Below are 2,753 nucleotides of genomic sequence, written 5' to 3'. Positions count from 1 at the left end.
TGATGTCCTTTTCGTGGGCGCCGTCAAACACCGGCGTTGCGAAATGCACGCCGAGCTTCTGAGCGGCCCAGCCGAGGTGTGTCTCGAGAATCTGCCCCACGTTCATCCGGGAGGGCACGCCGAGCGGATTCAGGATGATCTCCACCGGCGTCCCATCGGGCAGGTGAGGCATGTCCTCGACGGGAACGATCTTCGAGATCACACCCTTGTTGCCGTGACGGCCGGCCATCTTGTCGCCGACGGAGAGCTTCCGCTTCATGGCGATGTAGACCTTGACCATCTTGATAACGCCCGGGGGCAGCTCGTCGCCCTTCTTGAGCTTGGCGATTCTCTCGTCGGTGATCTTCTCGAGCACGGCGATCTGCCGCGAGGTCATCTCCTCGACCTCGTCGATCTGCTCGTTGAGGCGCGGGTCTTTATCCTTCAAGCGCATGCGCTTGAGGTCGCGGGCTCGGAGCTTCTCGACAATCTCGCGGGTGATCTCGGTATCTTTGCCGAGCAGGCGCTTGTTGGTCTTTTCGTCGTGGAGGTCGTTGACCAGCGTCCTCCCGGCCAGGAAGGACATCAGCCGCTTGGAGCGCTCGTCGTTGAGGATGCGCTTTTCGTCGGCCAGATCGCGATGGAGTTTTTCGATCTGCGACTCCATGATCGTCTTGGAGCGCTCATCGAGTTCGGCGCCTTTTCGCGAGAAGACGTTGCAGCCCACCACGGTGCCTTCAATACCCGGCGGGCAGTACAGCGAAGCGTCCTTGACATCGCCGGCCTTCTCTCCAAAGATCGCCCGGAGCAGTTTTTCTTCGGGCGTGAGCTGGGTCTCGCCCTTCGGCGTGACCTTGCCCACCAGGATGTCACCCGGCTTCACCGTGGCGCCGATGCGGATGACGCCGCTCTCGTCGAGGTTGCGCAGGAACGACTCGGCGATATTGGGGATGTCGCGGGTGACCTCTTCCGGGCCGAGCTTGGTATCGCGGCCTTCGATCTCAAACTCCTCGATGTGGATCGACGTGTAATAGTCGTCGCGAACCAGCTTTTCGCTGACGATGATGGCGTCCTCGAAGTTGTAGCCGCGCCAGGGCATGAATGCCACGAGTACGTTGCGGCCCAGCGCCAGCTCGCCGATGTCGGTGCAGGGACCGTCGGCGATCACGTCCCCTTTGCGAGTCTTCTGGCCAACGTGAACAATCGGCTTCTGGTTGATGCAGGTGTTCTGGTTGGAACGCTTGAACTTGATGAGGGGGTAGATGTCGGCGCCGACTTCGCGCGAGAGCTGCCCCTCGTGAACATTACCCTCGATGCGGACAATGACCCGTTCGCTATCCACCGAGTCCACCACTCCCGAGCGGCGGCAGCTCACCACGGCGCCCGAGTCGCGGGCGGTGACGCTCTCCATGCCGGTGCCGACCAGCGGCGCCTCGGCGCGGAGCAGCGGGACCGCCTGCCGCTGCATGTTCGACCCCATCAATGCGCGGTTGGCATCGTCGTTTTCGAGAAACGGAATCAAGCTGGCAGCCACCGAGACCAACTGTTTGGGACTGACGTCCATGTGCTGCACTTCGTCCCGGTGCTTCAAGACAAAGTTGCCCGCCTCGCGCGCGTTCACCAGCTCGCGGGATATGTGGCCGCTCGCATCGAGTGGCACGTTGGCCTGGGCGATGGTGTACTTGTCTTCCTCCCAGGCCGAGAGGTAGGTACAGTGGGCCTCGTAGTCCGCCTTCTGCTTGCTGGCTGCGAGCGCTTTGTTCACTTTCTCGGCTCGCGTCCGCAGAATGACATCGCCTACTTTCGAGTTGGTGTCACCGGGGTTGAGAATGCGCACTTCGTCGATCACGACGCCGCCGTCCACCCGCCGGTAAGGACTTTCGATGAAGCCATAGTCGTTGATGCGGGCGAAACAGGAAAGCGAGGAGATGAGGCCGATGTTCGGGCCCTCCGGGGTCTCAATCGGGCAGATCCGGCCGTAGTGGGTGGGGTGAACGTCGCGCACCTCGAAGCCGGCCCGCTCGCGCGAAAGGCCTCCGGGACCAAGAGCGGACAGCCGGCGTTTGTGCGTCACCTCGCTCAGCGGATTGGTCTGATCCATGAACTGCGAGAGCTGGCTGGATCCGAAGAACTCGCGGATGGCGGCCATCACCGGCTTGGCGTTCACCAGGTCGTGCGGCATCGCCGTCGACATTTCCTGGTAGACCGACATCTTCTCCTTGATGGCCCGTTCCATTCTGACCAGGCCGATGCGGAACTGGTTTTCCAGCAACTCGCCCACCGCGCGGACACGGCGATTGCCGAGATGGTCGATATCGTCGACCGCGCCAAGGCCCCGGCGCAGTCTCAGCAGATAGTTGATGGTGTCGATGAAATCCTTTTGGTCGAGCGTTCGTTTATCGCGGCTGGTGGCCTCGGGATCCTCGTAGAGCTTGATGTTGAACTTCATCCGCCCCACCCGCGAGAAGTCATACTTCCGCGTGTCGAAGAACATCCCCTGGAACAGTTGGGTGGCGGTGTCCACGGTAGGCGGATCACCCGGCCGGAGCTTCTTGTAGATCTCGATCAGCGCGGCCACCTGGCTGCCGACGGAATCCTTCCTGAGCGTCGCCGAGATCACGTTGCCCACTTCGTCCCGCTCGGGGAAGAAGAACTCGAAAGAGCCGATGCCGGCTTCGAGAAAACTGGCCAGCGTGGTTTCCGACAGCTCCTGGTTGGTGTCGGCGAGCACCTCGCCGGTTTCCATGTCCACGACGTCGGAGCCGGCACAGGCG

General features: G+C 61.9%; 1 protein-coding gene. It reads right to left on the bottom strand.

What is annotated here, in order from left to right; genetic code table 11:
* A partial coding sequence (locus GY769_20310) for a DNA-directed RNA polymerase subunit beta (GenBank protein MCP4204267.1) occupies window positions 1-2,753 on the bottom strand: 2,753 nt, incomplete at both ends.

It is taken from the genome of bacterium (assembly GCA_024224155.1).
In the GTDB taxonomy this organism is placed as follows: domain Bacteria; phylum Acidobacteriota; class Thermoanaerobaculia; order Multivoradales; family JAHEKO01; genus CALZIK01.
The sequence above is the reverse complement of the archived record's forward strand: the minus strand, read 5'-3'. Positions and strand labels throughout refer to the sequence as shown.